Source organism: Pontibacter sp. H249 (assembly GCF_037892465.1).
In the GTDB taxonomy this organism is placed as follows: domain Bacteria; phylum Bacteroidota; class Bacteroidia; order Cytophagales; family Hymenobacteraceae; genus Pontibacter.
This window is the reverse complement of record NZ_JBBKTR010000008.1, coordinates 120,944-137,810: the sequence shown is the minus strand read 5'-3', so window position 1 is coordinate 137,810 and position 16,867 is coordinate 120,944. Positions and strand designations below refer to the sequence as shown.

At 45.2% G+C, this 16,867-nt stretch carries 15 protein-coding genes, 1 tRNA gene and 1 other RNA gene; 9 read left to right on the top strand and 8 right to left on the bottom strand.

Going from position 1 to position 16,867, the window contains the following annotated elements:
* Positions 1 to 282: 282 nt before the first annotated feature.
* Positions 283 to 354, bottom strand: a tRNA-Glu gene (locus WG943_RS11940).
* 202 nt (positions 355 to 556) lie between these two features.
* Between WG943_RS11940 and WG943_RS11935 the strand changes: the two genes are divergently transcribed.
* The 3 genes from WG943_RS11935 to WG943_RS11925 all read left to right on the top strand — a co-directional run bounded on the left by WG943_RS11935 (position 557) and on the right by WG943_RS11925 (position 2,110).
* Positions 557 to 832 carry a hypothetical protein gene (locus WG943_RS11935; RefSeq protein WP_340409248.1) on the top strand — a complete coding sequence of 92 codons (276 nt, stop codon included), beginning with the start codon at positions 557 to 559 and terminating at the stop codon, positions 830 to 832.
* Positions 833 to 908: 76 nt separating this feature from the next.
* Positions 909 to 1,238, top strand: a complete 330-nt coding sequence (locus WG943_RS11930) for a hypothetical protein (protein WP_340409247.1) — start codon at positions 909 to 911, stop codon at positions 1,236 to 1,238.
* A gap of 161 nt (positions 1,239 to 1,399) precedes the next feature.
* Entirely contained in the window at positions 1,400 to 2,110 is a 711-nt protein-coding gene (locus WG943_RS11925; protein WP_340409245.1) for an SIMPL domain-containing protein, read from the top strand.
* Between the two features lie 56 nt (positions 2,111 to 2,166).
* Here the strand turns inward: WG943_RS11925 and WG943_RS11920 are convergent, their stop codons facing one another.
* The 6 genes from WG943_RS11920 to WG943_RS11895 form a co-directional block, all read right to left on the bottom strand.
* Entirely contained in the window at positions 2,167 to 3,153 is a 987-nt protein-coding gene (locus WG943_RS11920) for a hypothetical protein (protein ID WP_340409243.1), read from the bottom strand.
* Positions 3,154 to 3,394: 241 nt separating this feature from the next.
* Positions 3,395 to 3,785, bottom strand: an RNA gene (gene rnpB, locus WG943_RS11915) — RNase P RNA component class A.
* Between the two features lie 107 nt (positions 3,786 to 3,892).
* Entirely contained in the window at positions 3,893 to 4,846 is a 954-nt protein-coding gene (locus WG943_RS11910; protein ID WP_340409241.1) for a DUF2027 domain-containing protein, read from the bottom strand.
* A 106-nt stretch (positions 4,847 to 4,952) separates the two neighbouring features.
* Positions 4,953 to 5,867 carry a DUF2279 domain-containing protein gene (locus WG943_RS11905; RefSeq protein ID WP_340409239.1) on the bottom strand — a complete coding sequence of 305 codons (915 nt, stop codon included), beginning with the start codon at positions 5,865 to 5,867 and terminating at the stop codon, positions 4,953 to 4,955.
* 148 nt (positions 5,868 to 6,015) lie between these two features.
* On the bottom strand, positions 6,016 to 7,326 hold the full coding sequence (locus WG943_RS11900) for a cryptochrome/photolyase family protein (RefSeq protein WP_340409237.1): 1,311 nt from the start codon (positions 7,324 to 7,326) through the stop codon (positions 6,016 to 6,018).
* A 27-nt stretch (positions 7,327 to 7,353) separates the two neighbouring features.
* A complete protein-coding gene (locus WG943_RS11895) occupies positions 7,354 to 8,073 on the bottom strand; it encodes an SDR family NAD(P)-dependent oxidoreductase (RefSeq protein ID WP_340409235.1) in 720 nt (239 codons plus the stop codon).
* A gap of 338 nt (positions 8,074 to 8,411) precedes the next feature.
* Here WG943_RS11895 and WG943_RS11890 point away from each other — a divergent pair, with 338 nt between their 5' ends.
* Together WG943_RS11890 and WG943_RS11885 are read left to right on the top strand one after the other, a co-directional pair.
* Entirely contained in the window at positions 8,412 to 11,855 is a 3,444-nt protein-coding gene (locus tag WG943_RS11890) for a pyruvate carboxylase (RefSeq protein WP_340409233.1), read from the top strand.
* 229 nt (positions 11,856 to 12,084) lie between these two features.
* Positions 12,085 to 12,381: an antibiotic biosynthesis monooxygenase family protein gene (locus WG943_RS11885; RefSeq protein ID WP_340409231.1), complete on the top strand. Its 297-nt coding sequence runs from the start codon at positions 12,085 to 12,087 to the stop codon at positions 12,379 to 12,381.
* 264 nt (positions 12,382 to 12,645) lie between these two features.
* Here the strand turns inward: WG943_RS11885 and WG943_RS11880 are convergent, their stop codons facing one another.
* A complete protein-coding gene (locus WG943_RS11880; RefSeq protein WP_340409229.1) occupies positions 12,646 to 12,978 on the bottom strand; it encodes a tetratricopeptide repeat protein in 333 nt (110 codons plus the stop codon).
* Between the two features lie 67 nt (positions 12,979 to 13,045).
* On the opposite strand from WG943_RS11880, the gene WG943_RS11875 reads away from it, so the two are divergent.
* The 4 genes from WG943_RS11875 (at position 13,046) to WG943_RS11860 (ending at position 16,792) form a co-directional block, all read left to right on the top strand.
* Positions 13,046 to 13,786, top strand: coding sequence for an electron transfer flavoprotein subunit beta/FixA family protein (locus WG943_RS11875; protein ID WP_340409227.1), 741 nt, complete (start codon positions 13,046 to 13,048; stop codon positions 13,784 to 13,786).
* A 2-nt stretch (positions 13,787 to 13,788) separates the two neighbouring features.
* Positions 13,789 to 14,769 (top strand): electron transfer flavoprotein subunit alpha/FixB family protein, encoded by a 981-nt coding sequence (locus WG943_RS11870; protein ID WP_340409225.1) that lies wholly within the window; start codon positions 13,789 to 13,791, stop codon positions 14,767 to 14,769.
* Between the two features lie 15 nt (positions 14,770 to 14,784).
* Entirely contained in the window at positions 14,785 to 15,384 is a 600-nt protein-coding gene (locus WG943_RS11865; RefSeq protein WP_340409223.1) for a bifunctional nuclease family protein, read from the top strand.
* A 103-nt stretch (positions 15,385 to 15,487) separates the two neighbouring features.
* Complete coding sequence (locus tag WG943_RS11860) at positions 15,488 to 16,792, top strand: NupC/NupG family nucleoside CNT transporter (RefSeq protein ID WP_340409221.1); 1,305 nt, start codon at positions 15,488 to 15,490, stop codon at positions 16,790 to 16,792.
* The last annotated feature ends 75 nt before the right edge of the window (positions 16,793 to 16,867 follow it).

Genomic DNA, 16,867 nt, shown 5'->3' with positions numbered 1-16,867 from the left:
TATTAGAAATACTTATAAATGGTGGAGCTTGGGACAACAGTCGATAAAAACATTTTGTTACTTTTCAGTTATTCTGGAAACAGAAGACCTGCTTATTTCGTCTCATGACTTGTATTCAAATATTCAGACTAAGATGGCAATAAGATTAGCAGATGAAAGGCAAGGGTAATTTTAATGCCGGAACTGTAAGCATTCAATGATAAAGAGTTCGATAAGCTTAACCGAAGGGGAATTATATCAAAACAAAAAAGCCGCTCCAGTTTTACCTGAAGCGGCTTTTAGTAGCCCGTAGGGGAATCGAACCCCTGTTACCAGAATGAAAATCTGGCGTCCTAACCCCTAGACGAACGGGCCGTTCTGTCTAATTGTGGTGCAAATATAGTGGGTGTTTTTTTAACTGCAAGGGGTGTTGATTAAATTTTTGACAATTATTTTAAAACTGTCTGAATCTCAGTCAGAAAAATTTTGATTCGGATATTGGGATTGCAAATTTTAACTTATACCCTGTTCTTGCGTTAGATTAATTCTAGGATTTAAGACTAAGAAGTAAAGAGAAATGAGTAAAAGAATGCAATATAGTGGTGTTAAGCCAGAGGCTTTTGAAGAAATGAAGAGCAGGCTAAAGCAAATGGGATTAACCTTAAATGCTAACAGTGGTAGCTTTAATGAGAAAGGCGTGTCCGGCAAGTATAACTATAACCAACAAGACGAAACACTAGAGATTGCTGATCTGTCGGTGGGATTTCCGGCAAGTATGATGTTTAATTCTGATAGCCTGCAAAAAAAGATGACAGATTTAATTGAACAGTATGGAGGCACACCAACAGCTTAATTCGTAAGCCATTAAAGTGTAACATCCGTATACTTAGTTAAAACTATAACGCTCTAATTAATAAGAAAAGATAACTATGAATAATACAAACTCTGAAAACCAGAACAAGCAATCTGAGCAAAATAAGCAAAACCAAGGACAGCAGAAAAATAAAAGTGGAGACGAGAATATCTTGACGCTGTTGCAGCCGCATGATATGTCTAAAACTGTAGAGTCTGCGATGCACGTAGTACAAGGACGCCACGAAAAGCTGCCAGAACTGATGCACGATCTTGGAAACATTATCATAAAGGCGGCCCGACGCATGACTACTACTCAATTGGTACTTGCTGCCGGAGCTCTTACAATAGGGGCTGTGTTACTTGCTCGCTATAACTCCGAAGACGAAGAATTTTCATACAGCTAAAAGCTATCTTGCTGATAGTCTATAAATTAAATGCCTTTTGGATGATAAGTCCTGAAGGCATTTTTATTTTAATCTTATTTTGGTACGACATTTGATTAGCGATAAGCTATATAGGCAAAACTTATACTTTTACCCTTTACAACTACCAAACAAATTGAATTATGAAAAAGACGAATCTAATTACCTTATTGTTATTGCTATTCGCTGTGTTTCAGGTGCAGGCTCAACAGCAAAACTTGCCTCCCTTAGTAAGTGTTACTGGTACAGGCGAGGTAAGATTACAGCCTACGGAGGTGCTCGTAAGCCTGGGCGTTGAAACGAGAGAGAAAACGCTAGATGCTGCCCGTAAGGAAACCGACAAAAAGGCCGCCGCAATTATTAATTATCTTAAAAAGAACGGTGTGGATGCCAAAGATATACAGACTTCCTTTGTAACGGTACAGCCAATTTACAACAGGGGAGAGTATGGCGTAACAACTCCGGATATGTATATGGCCATCAAAACTATGACTGTGAAAATCAAAAAGCTGGATAAATATGATGAGTTGCTGTCTGGTTTGTACGGCGTTGGTGCTAACCGCATCGATGGTATTCAATTTCAGGTAGCCGACCTTGAGAAGTATAAAACCGAGGCACGTAAGAAGGCCGTAGCGAATGCAAAGCAAAAAGCTACATTGTTAACAAATGAGCTCGGAGCCAAAGTAGGCAGAGTTTATGCCATCAATGAAACTACATCAGGCGGTGGGCCAAGACCAATGTATAAAGTTGCCATGATGGAGTCGGCGGCAGCTGATATGAACGGCGGACCTTCTATAGCCGGAGGAGAAGTAGTTATTACAAGTAATGTAGACGTGAGCTTTATAATTGAGTAAAAGTCTTTAGCTGTTTAATAGAAAAGGCTGGTGTTGTGCACCAGCCTTTTCTTATTTTATACTTTCTCTACCTGCTTAAAGGTGTTCTCTTCAGTAAGCAAGAAGCTAAGTGGATTCTTCGGGTCCTTCAGAATCTGTGCTTCCCGTATACTCCAGGGCTTTAACATTTCCTCCAGCATGTGGGCGTAGGCCACCATTTCCCAAGGGTTAAAAATCTCGTTAGTCACATCATCAATCAGCGTGTCCAGTACCAAATGATTATCCTCAGCCTTTTGTGGGCGGATAAAGTACTCCGGCACCACGTTAAAGATGTAAGCAGCATAAAAAACACGTGCCTTAAATTCAGCAAGCTGAATCGGGTGCAGTTGGTGGCCTTGGGTTACATGTGTTAGCCTGCTCATTGCTTTTTCGATGATGCCGTTATCCAACAAGGTGCAAATAATTGCCACAGAACCTAACTTAACGCTAAAGCACATCGTCGTCAACTCGTCCTGATATTCGAATGGCAGTTCGTCTGTTTCGGGATTTACCTCTAGTATGAAAAATGAGCAGGGTAAAAAGTCTGAAAACTTCATTGGCACACGCAGCGACTGCAGCACCTGGAAGAATGAACGAAACTTGCCAAGCATTTTAGGATCTTCGCTTACAGCATATTCCGGCATCACAAGCGGACTCATTTCTTTTATCAGCTCTGTTACAAGCGTGCCATAGTACATTTTTCCTATCCATTGGAAGAGTTTCTGGCGGTCTAGTGTTTTTATACCTTCTAAACCTTTTGCGGCAGCATGTTCTACTTCGGCCTCTAGGGGCAACAGATAGTGCGTATGGCAGCGGTCGCAGCAGGGGATACTAAGCTGATTGAAGGTGGTGACGCTTTTATCTAAGAGTAAAAGTTCTTTGTTTTCAAGATTATACTTTCGTTGTAGCCACTCGCCAAACACAGGAGCCCTGTGCTCGGTAGTAATGCTGGTGCCGCACAAAAAGCAGTTTGTGTCGGTGAACTGCATTTTCTCAAACGGATCGTATAGGGTTAGGTCAAGCATGGTATTCGTATTATTGCGCCGCAAAGATAAGGAAGATGGCCGCCAGTTCCGAATACAAGTCTGTTTTATCTTTAGTTAATTAATTATGTTAAGTATAGTATTGAGTTATACTTTTGAATATGAGCGGGTGGATATGCATAAATATGCTTAAGCCATACAAGCAGGGGAGAAGAGGATCAAAAGTATAAGTATAGGAGAAAGTATAAAAGTATACTTTAAAGCAGATAGAGAAAGTATAAAAGTTAACAGCAAGCCTATAAGCCGGGTTCTGTCGCTACGCCCAAAGGCGTGCGTCTTATCATTTATCTAGGCCTGCACTCGCGCACAGGCTCCATCGACCTACCCACTGACATCGGACGAGCAGCCCTTAGCCCTACCGTAGTAAGGCGCTGTCAGCCTATTTGGTCTTTCAACTCCTAAGGTTTACCCAGCTGGGTCAGTCACCTGCCCACTGGTGCGCTCTTACCGCACCTTTTCACCCTTACCACTTTTGCAAGTGGCGGTAATTTTCTGTGGCACTAGCTGTAGCCTTTCCGTCTCCAGAAAAGCCCCTTCCCGTTAGGAAGTAGGATGCTCTGCGCTGCCCGGACTTTCCTCTCCTCTAAAAGAGCAGCGATAAGACGGCTTGCTGTTAAGTTTTATAATGCAAAGTTAGTCTAAGTTTGGGAGTTAGAAAGTTAGAGAGTTAAAAAGTTATTAGCCTTAACTCCTAAAATCTCTAACTCACAAACTCTCTAACTCACTTGAGTCTCACCAAAGTGGCGCCGTAGCCGAATTTTTCCTTTTTGGCATCTTCAAAATATTTAATGCCTGGGATACGGCTAAGCAGCTTCTGAATTTCTTTGCGAAGTATACCGTTTCCGGCACCGTGTATAAATACAATTTCGTGCATGTTAGTCGCCAGAGCGCGGTCCAGTGCGTCCTGAAACTTCTCCAGTTGCAGTTTAAGTATAGCGCTGTTACTTAAACCGCTATGGTCATCGGTTAGTTTCTCGATGTGCAAGTCAACCTCGTGCTCCGGGGCAGTTAATTTAAAATTAGGATGCTGCTCTGTTGCCTCTGCCAATTGTTCCTTTATTTTATCAGGATTTACAGCGACCGGCTTCTGGTCGAGGTGGAAAAGATAAGCTTCTTTGTTAATGACTGGAGCCGTTTTTTTGCTCTTATAGAAAGAGTTAGCCCTAAACTGCACCCGCTTTGTTACTGGTTCAAATAGGGTAGGGCTGCCGTTACGGTGCTGCATAAACTGGACCAGCAGGCTTGGCCATTTTTCGAAGTCCTTTAGGTGGTAATGCGTGATTACACGTGTAGCCTTTGGAGCCAGTTTATCGTTTTGCAGGCCACGATACTTGTTTTCACGCACTTCGCCGGAGGTAAACAACAGGTCGTAATCAGAGTTGTTGATAACAGTTACTGCCAACAGTTCTTCTGACTGATGCACCAGTGCCAGGTAAATGCCTTGCGTGGCCAGTACAGGCGCTAATGGTTCTCTTTTTGAGATCGGCTTAAAATCTTCCTCTTCTTTTTTGAGGTATTTTTCTTCTTCAGCGGCAATTACTACTACCTCACGGCGTGCCACCGGTATGGTAAAATCGTTGTCGATGGCAACCTCTACTATATTATTATCTAAAATGCGGGTAATAATGCCTTCCTCACGTCCTGACATTAACCGCACACGGTCTCCTACGTTCATTTTCTTATTGTTCCTTGTGTTTTATTTCAAATCGCACTGCTAAAGGTATAGCAATAGGATTAGCTTCTATAGCAAAGATACGAATCTTTAAGCAGGCAGTGCTGCATTAAAAGTATAGCGGATGTACCTTAAAGCCGTTTTTGCGATTATACTCTAATGCCGGTGCCGGTACCTTAATAATGCTTAAAACATATAGTGCTGTATTCCATACTTTGCTCTTGCCTTTAAAGTGCATCAGGTTAAGGTCTGGGCTTAGGTAAAACTGCCGGTGGGCATCAAAACCAGCTGCACGGTTTCCGTTGCTGCTATTGTATACTGTTTCTTCTGCACCATAACCCACTGCAATACTTAGCCATTTCGGATACTTGCTTTCCTCTTTCAGAAAATCTCCAACATTTACCGATAGCCAGTAAGTTTGCCCATTATAATCCTTCAGGGCCTGCTCGGCAAGAGTACTACCTAGTACATTAGGCCGCACGGCAGCATAGCGGGTTGTATGGAACGAATATTTAGGCATGATGCGTACTTCCTGCCACGCCAGCTCCTGGGCAACAGCAGCTGCAGAGCCTATAGTGTTTGCTACCAAATCGCCTACAGATGCACCGTAATCCGACTGATATCCATCAAAAATTTCAATCGGAGTTTGTAAAATAATACCGGTAAGGCCGCCGTAAAGTATGGCTTTCTTGTCGGGGACGCCGGCCCAGCGCAATAAATCTATACCTGCACGGCTCTGCTGAAAAGCGCCCCAGAAGTGTCCGGCTTTATCCATCTGCTTCCATTGGCGGTTATCGTTAAAAAAGTGGAAATCTGTACGCTCCTGATCTTTGTACCAAGCATTGTTCAGCGACACCAGCATACCCGTATAGCCTGCGGCAAAACCACCACCTAACAGGTACAATCTACTCCGGTTGATTTCAGTGGTTGTAGTGTCAGGCGTTACAGCTGCACTATCAGCTCTTGTAGTGAAGGGCAACATCAGGAGGGCTAACAGAGCCAATATGTTTCTGAACCGGGGCATCAGCCAAAGATACACAGCTCCAGCTACAATTCAGGAAAAACATAACATGAAAGCTTTGAAAACTGTGCAGCGTATATCGTATTAAATAGAAAAAGAACGGATGAGCTTATACACCTGTCCTATGAGAAAAATACCGCAAGCTGCGGGATTAAACGGCAGCTGTTTCGGCAATTGCTTTTTTATAAGCAGTGATGGCCCGATCGCGGGCAAAATTATGGTCTACTATAGGATTGGCGTAGGCCGCTGTACCAAACTCCGGTACCCATTTTTTTATATAGGCATAGGTTTTGTCAAACTTTTTAATCTGGCCGTCAGGGTTAAAGACACGGAAATAGGGTTGTGCATCAGCGCCGGTGCCAGCGGCCCATTGCCAGTTGCCGATGTTGCTGGCCTGCTCATAGTCCAGCAGCTTTTGGGCGAAGTATAGCTCTCCCCACCGCCAGTCTATCAGCAGGTCTTTTATCAGGAAACTGGCCACCACCATACGCACCCGGTTATGCATAAAGCCGGTAGCACTCAGTTCCCGCATGCCGGCATCAACTAACGGAAAGCCGGTTTTGCCTTCGCACCAGCGGGTAAATTCTTCTTCATTGTTGCGCCAGGCAATGCCTCTATACTTTGGGTAGAAGCTTTCTTCGGCGGTTTCTGGAAAATGGTAGAGCAGCTGCATAAAGAATTCGCGCCAGATCAGCTCCTGCAACCAGACTTCGCTGTGCTTAAATGCCAATGCCACCGCCTCTCGTACACTAACGGTGCCAAAGCGCAGGTGCGGTCCAATACGTGAGGTGGCGTCCTGTGCCGGCAAATCTCGCTTCTCAGCGTACTGTTGCAGTAGTTCCGTGGCTAGCTTAGGATCGGGTGTAGGTATGAGAGAGGGAATAAAATTCATCTCCTGTAAAGGAACAGGGTTTGGGACACATTGATGAAGGTTGCTGAAATGTTTCTTCATTGGATATGACGTCACCATTTCAGGTTTAAAGGCACTCTTCCATGTATTTTTATAAGGTGTGTATATCTTATAAGGACTGCCTGATTTGGACATAATCTCATTCCGCTCAAAGATTACCTGGTCTTTAAAAGATTTATAGTGAATAGCTTGCGCCTGCAGCAACTCATAAATCTCCTTGTCGCGCTGGCGGGCATAAGGCTCATAATCACGGTTGGTGTATACTGCCTGCACCTGGTACTCCTCCATCAATTTTTTGAAAACCTCTTTTGGTCGCCCATACTTTACAAGTAATGAACTGCCGTATTTATGTAGGTCTTGCTGGAGCTTTGTTACGGTTTTGTGGATGAAGCTGACACGGGCATCGTCACGGTCCGGGAGCTCGTCTAGTATATCGCGGTCGAAAATGAAAAGCGGCAGCACAGGGTGCTCCTGCTGCAGGGCATGGTAAAGGCCAGCATTATCATGCAAGCGTAGGTCACGGCGAAACCAAAAGATTGAAATCGATTCCAATAACAGTCAGGTAAAGTATAAGTACAACTACAAAAGTTTTACGGAGCTCATACCGCCATCCAGGTGCAAGATCTGTCCTGTCATCCAGGAGGAGGCGTCGCTGAGCAGGTAAAGCGCAGCTTCTGCGGCATCCTGCGTTTTTCCTATGCGGCCCAAAGGGTGGCGTTTAGCGGCAGTCTCCGATTTCTCCGGGGTGTTGAGGAGTTGACCGGCTAGTGGCGTATCGGTTAAGGAGAGCGAAAGGGCATTAAAGCGTATGTTGGCGGAAGCATATTCGGCAGCCAGGGAAACCGTAAGACCTTCTACAGCGGCTTTGGCCGTGGCAATGGAGGTATGGAAGGGCATTCCTAGCTTGGCAGCAACCGTGCTGAAGAGGACCACACTGGCACCTTCAGCCTTCTTGAGCAAAGGAACTGCCGCCTTGATAACCTGTATAGCTCCCAATACATTTAATTCCAAATCTTTGCGGAAATCCTCCAGAGGCAGGCGTTCGAAAGGCTTCAGGCGGATGCTGCCGGGGCAGTAAATCAATCCGTGCAGTTTGTTTGGTAGTTGCTCCTGCAGCTCGTTGTCTAGTTGTAGTACATCTAGGGGAATGTGCTTTGTGCCCAATTGTTTCAGCTCATCAGACACATGTCTGGAAGCAGTGATAACCTCAGCCCCGGCCTTTATTAAGGCTTGCGCAATGGTAAGGCCGATGCCTGAGGAGGCACCTACCACAAGTATAATCTTATTTTCTACTGGCATACTTTGCAATTTTTGAAATAACCGGTGCAGGATGAATTTGTTCGGGAGAGGTTTTGTATAAGGTGCTAAAGATAAAATAACAGAGGCGCTCCACTTCTGAACGGTCACTTTCTTTGCAGTTTTTCAAGGCTTCTGCTGCACCTGATGTTGTACATTTAAAAGTGTAAAAGTATAGCAGAAATTGAATTATAACCTTATAAGGAAAAATGCTGTAAGAACAGGTGTTTTTAAAAGTGATCTATTATCCCGGGCAGGCGCTGAAAGGCGCTGCTGTTTTCCCTGCGGATTATCATCACAAAACCCTTTAATCAAAAAAAACTTACTTCATCTCACCTTGTATGAAAATAAAAAAAGTACTTGTTGCTAATCGTGGCGAGATAGCGATTCGTGTTTTGCGTGCCTGTACGGAGCTTAATATCCAAACAGTGGCAATTTATACTTACGAAGACCGCTATTCGCTGCACCGCTACAAAGCCGACGAAGCTTATCAGATTGGCAAAGACAATCAACCGCTGCAACCCTACCTCGACATCGATGGCATTATCAGAATTGCCAAAGAAAATGGTGTGGATGCCATTCACCCTGGCTATGGTTTCCTATCAGAGAACCAGCATTTTTCGCAGAAGTGTGCCGATAACGGGATCATTTTTATAGGTCCTAAGCCTAAGGTAATGGCCTCTTTGGGAGATAAGATCGCTGCCAAAAAAGTAGCCGAAAGCTGCGAAGTGCCAATTATTCAAAGCAATACGCTGGATCTAAACACCTACGAGACTGCCCTTGAAGAGGCGCACCGCATTGGTTACCCGCTTATGCTGAAAGCGGCAGCGGGTGGCGGTGGTCGTGGTATGCGCGTGATCCGGGATGATGAGCAGCTGGAAAGAGGCTTTTTTGAGGCTAAGAACGAAGCTCTAAAAGCATTTGGCGACGACACGGTTTTCCTGGAGAAGTATGTAGAGAACCCGAAGCATATCGAGGTACAGATTGTGGCTGATAATTTTGGCAACATAACACACCTGTTTGAGCGTGACTGCTCAGTGCAGCGTCGTTTCCAGAAGGTTGTGGAGGTGGCCCCGGCCATTACCCTGAACGAGGAGACACGGCAGAAACTCTATGACTACGCCATCAAAATATGTAAGGCTGTAAACTACAACAACGTAGGCACAGTAGAATTTCTGGTGGAGCCGCATACGAACAACATCTACTTCATTGAGGTAAACCCACGCATCCAGGTAGAGCACACGGTTACGGAAATGATAACCGGCATCGACCTGATCAAAACTCAGATCTTTATTGCCGACGGCTATCCACTAGACAACGAGGAGGTACTGTTGGGACCGCAGCATAAAGTGCGTGCCAACGGGGTGGCTATCCAGTGCCGCATTACCACCGAAGATCCGGAAAACGACTTTAAGCCAGACTATGGTACTGTTATCGCCTATCGTAGTGCAGGTGGTTTCGGTATACGTCTCGACCAGGGCAGTGTATACCAAGGTGCCAAGATCAGCCCGTTCTTCGATTCTTTGCTTGTAAAAGTATCGGCTCATGCACCTACGCTGCGCCATGCCGCCATGAAAATGTCGCGTACACTGGATGAGTTCCGTATCCGGGGCGTGAAGCAGAATATACAGTTCCTGCAGAACATCATTAACCACCCTGAGTTTATTTCCGGTGAGTACACAGTAGATTTCATCAAAACACATCAGGAGCTATTTGTATTTAAGCAGCGCAAGGACAGGGCTACGAAGATGCTTACTTTCCTAGGTAACGTGATCGTGAACGGTAACCCGGATGTGAAAAAGGTAGACAAGGACAAGGTGCTGCGTAAGCCGGATTTTTTTGGCCAGCGACTGGCTCAACCTTACGAGAAAGGCACCAAAGACCTGCTGACGGAGCTAGGGCCGGACGAGTTTTCGAAATGGCTGCGCAACGACCCGCTTATCCATTACACCGACACCACCTTCCGGGATGCGCACCAGTCGCTGCTGGCAACTCGTATGCGCAGCTTCGATATGCTGAAGATCGCAGAGGGCTTTGCCAAAGATCATCCGCAAACTTTTAGTATGGAAGTATGGGGCGGCGCTACCTTTGATGTTTGCCTGCGCTTCCTGCACGAAGACCCATGGGACCGACTGGCTCAAATAAGGAAAGCCGTACCAAACATACTGTTGCAAATGCTTATTCGTGGCTCTAACGGGGTAGGGTATAAGGCTTACCCAGACAACCTGATTGAGTCTTTTGTAGAGAAGTCGTGGGAGACGGGGGTGGATGTTTTCAGGATATTCGACTCACTGAACTGGATGAAAAGTATGGAGCCATGCATCAACTTTGTGCGCAAACGCACGCAAGGTTTGGCAGAGGTGGCCATTTGCTACACCGGTGATATCCTGAATCCTGCCAAGACAAAGTATACTTTGGATTACTACTTACAGCTGGCAAAGCAGATTGAGGAGTCCGGGGCGCATATACTTGCCATTAAAGATATGGCTGGCCTTTTAAAGCCTTATGCGGCTACGGTTCTGGTAGAGGCGCTGCGCGATACGATAAAACTCCCGATCCACCTGCACACGCACGATACAGCATCTATTCAATCTTCTACTTACCTGAAAGCCATCGAGGCTGGCGTAGACGTGATAGACGTGTCGCTGGGTTCTATGTCTGGTTTAACATCGCAGCCTAACTTTAACTCAGTTGTGGAGATGATGCGTTTCCAGGAGCGCCACCGCGAATTTGACCAGATTAGCCTGAACCGCCATTCCAACTATTGGGAAACAGTACGTGAGTATTACTATCCTTTCGAGTCTGGCTTGAAAGCAGGTACAGCTGAAGTATACCACCATGAGATTCCGGGAGGGCAATATTCTAACTTAAGGCCACAGGCAAATGCATTAGGCTTGGGTGATAAATGGGAAACCATCAAAGAAACTTATGCCGAGGTAAATGCCATGTTCGGGGATATTGTAAAGGTAACGCCAAGCTCCAAAGTAGTAGGGGATATGGCTTTATACTTGGTATCGAATAACCTGACGCCGGTAGATGTGCTGGAGCGCGGCGATCAGATATCCTTCCCGGATTCGGTGCAGTCGTTCTTTAAAGGCAACTTAGGCCAGCCAGTGGGCGGATTCCCTAGAAAGATACAGGAGATCGTGCTGAAAGATGAAAAGCCGTTTACCGACAGACCAAACGAGCACCTGGAGCCGATTGACTTTGACAAGGAGTTTGAGTTATTTCAGGAGAAGTTTGGTAAGGAAACTACTTTCCTGGACTTCCTGTCGTACCAGCTGTACCCGAAAGTATACGAAGATTACCATAAGCACTACGAACTGTACGGCGATGTTTCCAAGATCCCGACACGTTTGTTCTTCTACGGCATGCAGCCCGGCGAAGAGGCCATTATAGACATTGCGCGCGGTAAATCTATCGTTATCAAGTTCCAGTCGATGGGGCCGGTGAATGAGGACGGTATGCGCACTGTGTTCTTTAAACTGAACGGCCAGACCCGAAACATTGAGGTACGTGACAACTCCGTGAAGGTAGAGCGCGTGCAGCACCAGAAGATCGAGAAAGGCAATCCGAAACATGTGGGAGCACCGCTGCAGGGAATGCTGTCGAAGATCCTGGTTGAGAAGGAGCAGAAGGTGAAGAAGAATACACCGCTGTTCATCATCGAAGCCATGAAAATGGAAACCACCATTACCGCCACAGAGGATACTATGGTTGGTGCCGTGCATCTGCCGGAAGGCTCGCTGGTGAATACCGATGACTTGGTACTCACCTTGAATTAAAAAGTATAAACTTAAGTATAGAGCCGTAGCTGCTGGTTTGCAGTTGCGGCTTTTTCTTATAAAGAGGTATGACTTTTTTACAACTTTATGAGTAATGATACTTATAATCTATCTACGTTTATACTTTGTGCCCTTACTTTATCTTACTTAGTTTTATTCCCTTACCTTTATAAAACTTCGGGCCTACTTTACGGTAGCTTGAAGTATACTTTTACTTTAAATTAATTACATGTTTATAGCCCTGAGTACATTTACCATAGCCAACGATATGGCCGCAGAGGTAAGAGAGGCCTTTAAAAATAGGCCACACATGGTTGATGATGAAGCCGGTTTCCTGAAGTTGGAAGTAATGTATCCGCAGGATAACGAAAATGAGATCTGGTTAATGACTTACTGGACCGATGAGGAAAGCTACAAAGTATGGTTTGCAAACCACTATAAAGATTCACACCACGGCATACCTAAAGGATTAAAACTTGTGCCCGGCAGCACAAAGGTTAGATTTCTGGAGCATGTTTGCGGATAAGTATAAATTAAAAGAGCAGCCTGTAAGGGCTGCTCTTTTAATTTACAAGGTATAGTTTTAACCGTTTTATAGGGGCTTATTCGGTTTGTTCTGATAAAATTATACTTCATGGCACTAACTAGATGTGTATACCCTAGAGGAAATCCTGAAAATCCTGATTTACATAAAATTATTCGCAACAAAATAAAGCTACAACAGTTTTATAAATAGTACTTGTAAATATGCTGCATGCATACTATTTTTGATGCAAGCAGACGGGGAATACTAGTCATCCTCGTAATCCAGGCCCATCATTTTATTGTAAGCCTGCTGCAGTTCAGAGAAAGCGTGTAGGTTGCCTTCTTGCCGGCTAATCTGCATTCCTTTTTTATAAATGCGTTCTGCTACATCGTTCTGTCCAAACTCTTCGTATAGTTTGGCTGCGTGGTAATACGTACCTACGTAGTTCTCATGTTCGGCTAGCAATTTTTCATAGTACTCCATGGCTTTCTGTTTATCAATGTTGCGATACTCGGTTGCTATGGCATACAACGTGAAGGCGTCATTCGGGTCCTCTTCAAGGAATTTGAAAAGTTGTTCTAATCTGTTTTGAGACATTTCGATTTGGCTATATTTTAACTAACTTCGCACAAATTTAACTTTTAATAAGCTAACATTTCTAACCATGAAAATATTAGTTTGCATCAGTAACGTTCCCGATACTACTTCGAAGATCAACTTCACAGGAGATAACAAAGAGTTCGACAAAAATGGCGTTCAGTTTGTTATCAACCCATGGGATGAATACGCACTGACCAGAGCCATCGAACTAAAAGAGGCTAAGGGCGGCAGCGTTACCGTTTTGAATGTAGGAGAGGCCGATGCTGAGCCGAACATCCGCAAGGCGCTTGCAATTGGAGCAGACGACGCCATCCGTGTTAACGCACATCCTAAAGATGCTTTCTTTGTAGCACAGCAAATTACTGCCGTTGCCAAAGAAAACAACTACGATATGATCCTGATGGGCAAAGAGTCTATCGACTATAACGGTTTTCAGGTACACAACATGGTAGGCGAGATGCTGGGCATCCCGTCTGTAACGCCAGCCTTTAAACTGGATATGGTAGACGACAGCACTGCACGCCTGGAGCGTGAGATCGAGGGTGGCAAAGAAGTGGTGGAAGTGAAGCTGCCTTTCGTGGCCAGCGCACAGCAGCCAATGTCGGAGCCAAGAATCCCGAACATGCGCGGTATTATGACGGCCCGTACAAAGCCTTTAGCTGTAAGAGAGCCAGTTGGCGCTGAAGCAAAAGCAGATTATGTAGGCTTCAGCAAACCTGAGAAAAAAGGTGGTGTTAAAATGATTGACGCCGAGAACGCAGGAGAGCTGATTAAATTATTAAGAAACGAAGCTAAAGTACTATAACCATGTCTGTATTAGTATTTGTAGAAGGTCTTAACGGAGAGATCAAAAAATCCTCGCTAGAGGCAGCCTCTTACGGCAGCCAGGTAGCGCAGCAAATGGGCACAACAGCCACCGCCGTAGCTATCGGAGAGGTACACGAAGATGCCCTTACCAAACTTGGTGAGCATGGTATAAGCAAAGTATTGTATGATGCCGATGACCGTTTAAAGCAGTTTGTGGCTGATGCCTATGTTAAGGTAATCGCTAAAGCAGCCCAGCAGGAAAGCGCTAAAGTACTGGTGTTCTCTAACTCGAACATCGGTGCTGCTGTAGGTTCTAAGCTGGCAGTGCGCTTAAATGGCTCGCTTGCCACGAACGTAACAACCCTGCCAAACACGGATGGCGGCTCGTTTGTAGTAACGCGCGGTGTGTTCTCAGGTAAAGCGTTTGCTGATGTAAACCTTACTTCTGATGTGAAGATCATCGCTGTAAAGAAAAATTCATTTGAAGTAGCGCACACAGGCGGTGCAAATGCTACAGTAGAAAAACTATCTGCCGACCTTGCCGACGCTGATTTTGCTGCTGCCCCGAAAGAGACAGTAATGCAGGATACAGACGGAGGTATACTTTTGCCAGAGGCTGAGATCGTTGTATCTGGTGGCCGTGGTTTAAAAGGTCCTGAGAACTGGCATTTAGTAGAGGATCTGGCGAAGGCACTTGGTGCTGCAACAGCCTGCTCTAAGCCTGTGTCTGACCTGGACTGGAGACCTCACCACGAGCACGTTGGCCAGACAGGTATCACCGTTAGCCCTAATTTGTACATTGCCATCGGTATTTCCGGTGCAATTCAGCACTTAGCGGGGGTTAACTCTTCTAAAGTGATTGTCGTTATTAATAAGGATCCGGAAGCGCCGTTCTTTAAAGCTGCCGATTATGGCATCGTTGGAGACGCTTTCGACGTAGTTCCTAAATTAATTGAAGCTGCCAAGGCTTTAGACAAATAGACTTAGAAGAATACTGTGAAGAAAATTCAGTTAGAGATACTCGGGCTTTCATCAAGCCAATCGCAGACGGGTTCGTTTGCTCTTGTTTTAGGTGAAAGAGACGGAAATAGAAGGTTGCCAATCATTATTGGCATGTTTGAGGCACAATCTATTGCCATACAGATCGAGAAAATTAATCCAAACCGGCCACTAACGCACGACTTGTTTAAGTCGTTTGCTGAGGAGTTGGATGTAAGGGTAACTGAGATCCTGATCTCAGACCTGAAAGAAGGGGTGTTTTATTCTAAAATAATGTGCACCAATGGCTCCAGAGAGTTTGAATTGGATGCCCGCCCTTCTGATGCCATCGCTATTGGTTTACGTTTTGGAGTTCCGATCTATACCGTGGAAAGTGTGCTTTCCGAAGCTGGCATTATACTTAGCGATCTGGAGGAAGAAGAGGAGGAGAGCGAAGAAATGGCTGTAAAAAGCAGTTCTACCCCAACCTCAACTACGAAAGAGTCTCTTAGCCAGACTTCTGTTGATGATCTGAACAAAATGCTGACCGATGCCCTTGAGAAAGAGGACTATGAACGTGCGGCTAAGATTCGCGACGAGTTGAACAAACGAAACTGATTTTAACAATATAGGAATTACAAAAAGTCCTGTGCCTATCTGGTGCAGGACTTTTTGTTTTAATAGATATTAGGCTTACTTTTGGCAAATTTTTAGCCACAGCATGTACGATATTTTTAGAGGGGTCATCGGGTTACTCGTCCTTTTGGCCATTGCCTTCTTGTTCTCAAAAAACAAAAAACGAATTGACTGGAAGCTTGTTGGTTTCGGTGTTTTTCTTCAGCTTTTATTTGGCGTACTGGTTACTCAGGTGCCTCTGGTAGCAGATGGTTTTGCAGCAGTTAGCCGTGGCTTTGTAACGTTCCTGGATTTTTCGCAGGCTGGTGCTCAGTTTCTGTTCGGTAACTTGGCCAATCCATCTCAAAATGCTGGCTTAGGTTTCATTTTTGCCTTCTCTGTACTTCCTACAATCATTTTCTTCTCTACAGTATCGGCTGGTTTGTACTATCTGGGTATACTTCAGAAGATCGTGTATGGTATTGCCTGGGTTATGTCGAAGGGTATGCGTTTGTCAGGTGCTGAGAGCTTGTCTGCTGCAGGTAACATTTTCTTAGGTCAGACAGAGGCGCCATTGCTCGTGCGTCCGTTTATTAGCCGCATGACGCGCTCTGAGTTGATGTGTCTTATGACTGGCGGTATGGCAACACTGGCTGGTGGTGTACTGGCAGCTTATGTTGCCTTTTTAGGTGGAGATGACCCAGCGCAGAAAGCCATTTTTGCAGCCCACCTGCTTACAGCTTCAATCATGAACGCACCAGCCGGTATTGTACTGGCTAAAATTCTGGTACCTGAAACAGAGGCCGATAAAATACATACAGAGCTGGAGATGAACAAAGAGCAACTGGGTGTAAACCTGGTGGATGCACTATCAAGAGGTGCTGCTGACGGCCTTAGACTAGCTGCTAACGTTGGTGGTATGTTATTAGCCTTTATTGCTGTGATTGCACTTGTAAATTACCTGTTAACAGACGTGGTAGGCGACTTGACAGGTCTTAACGGATGGGTAGTTGCGAGCACAGATGGCCGGTTCTCAGGTTTCTCACTGCAGTATATTTTGGGCCAGATCTTTAGAGTATTTGCTTTTATCATGGGGGTGCCATGGCAGGACACGCTGCTAGTGGGTAGCTTGCTCGGACAGAAAACTGCTATTAATGAGTTCGTAGCATACCTGGACCTGGCTGAAATGAAGAATAATAACCTGCTTTCTCCTAAGTCGCTGATCATGGCTACTTACGCACTGTGTGGTTTCTCTAACTTTAGCTCCATTGCCATACAGATTGGTGGTATCGGAAGTATGGCTCCTAGCCAGCAGGGCAACCTTTCTAAATTAGGCTTTCTGGCGCTGTTAGGTGCATCTTTAGCTTGTATGATGACAGCTACTGTATCAGGTATGCTGTACGGCTTATAAGCTGATACTAGATCCATAAAAGCAGAAGCCCCTGCCGTGATAACGGCAGGGGCTTCTGCTTTTATGCTAAGGTCT